Source organism: Bradyrhizobium sp. 17, from assembly GCF_023073515.1.
Taxonomy (GTDB): Bacteria; Pseudomonadota; Alphaproteobacteria; order Rhizobiales; family Xanthobacteraceae; genus Bradyrhizobium; species Bradyrhizobium canariense_D.
Map to the genome: position 1 here is coordinate 1 of NZ_JADPJQ010000031.1, position 1,192 is coordinate 1,192.

General features: G+C 63.0%; 2 protein-coding genes. Both read left to right on the plus strand.

The features are described from left to right. On the plus strand, nt 1-597 hold a 597-nt coding region (gene paoA, locus IVB13_RS04820; RefSeq protein ID WP_247487969.1), incomplete at its 5' end, for an aldehyde dehydrogenase iron-sulfur subunit PaoA. Then, the coding region (locus IVB13_RS04825) for an FAD binding domain-containing protein (protein ID WP_247487971.1) at nt 594-1,192 on the plus strand (599 nt) is incomplete at its 3' end. The genes paoA and IVB13_RS04825, both read left to right, overlap by 4 nt.

The window sequence follows — 1,192 nt, forward strand, 5'->3', positions numbered from 1 at the left end:
CTTCTCGCCGCCAGTACGGCCACAGCCATGATCGGCGTCGTCCCGGGCGCACCGGCGCAATCGCAAGCGGCGAGTCGGAAAGCGCCGCAAGCCGCTGTCGCCTTCGAGGTGAACGGGAAGCCGTGCAGCCTTCAACTGGACACCCGCACGACGCTTCTCGATGCCTTGCGCGAGCATCTCCGTCTGACCGGAACAAAGAAGGGCTGCGACCAGGGCCAATGCGGGGCGTGCACCGTGATCGTGAACGGAGTGCGCATCAATTCCTGTCTTACGCTTGCGGTCATGCACCAAGGCGACAGGATCACCACGATCGAAGGATTGGGTCAGCCGGAGCGCCTTCATCCCATGCAGGCGGCCTTCGTCAAACACGACGGCTACCAGTGCGGGTACTGCACGCCCGGGCAGATCTGCTCGGCGGTGGCGGTGCTCGACGAGATCAAGTCGGGAATCCCGAGCCACGTCAGCGGCGACCTGACCGCTTCACCTGAACTGACGAATACCGAGTTGCGCGAACGCATGAGCGGCAACATCTGCCGCTGCGGTGCCTACTCCAACATCGCCGAGGCAATCGCCGAGGTCGCCGGGAGCAGCACATGAAGGAATTCACCTATGAACGAGCCGCTTCGTCTCAAGAAGCGGCCGCAAAGGCCCAGCAAACGAGAGGTGCGAAGTTCATCGCGGGCGGCACCAATCTTCTCGACCTGATGAAGCTCGAGATCGAGACGCCCCGTCATCTCATCGATGTCAATGGTCTCGGTCTCGACAAGATCGAGAATACCGAGGGCGGCGGAATCCGGATCGGCGCGTCGGTCAGGAACACAACGCTCGCCGCCGACATGCGCATCAGGCGCGACTATGGTGTCCTCAGCCGGGCGCTGCTCGCCGGCGCCTCGGGCCAGCTCCGCAACAAGGCGACGACCGCCGGCAATCTGCTCCAGCGCACGCGCTGCCCCTATTTCTACGACACCAATCAGCCTTGCAACAAGCGAAGCCCCGGCTCCGGTTGCGCAGCGATCGAAGGCGTCAGCCGACAACTGGCGGTCATCGGATCGAGCGAAGCATGTATCGCGACCAACCCCTCCGATATGGCCGTCGCCATGAGAGTCCTAGACGCTCAGATCGAGACGGTCGACGACAAAGGGCAGACGCGCAAGATTCCGATCGCAGAATTCCATCGCCTGCCCGGAGATAC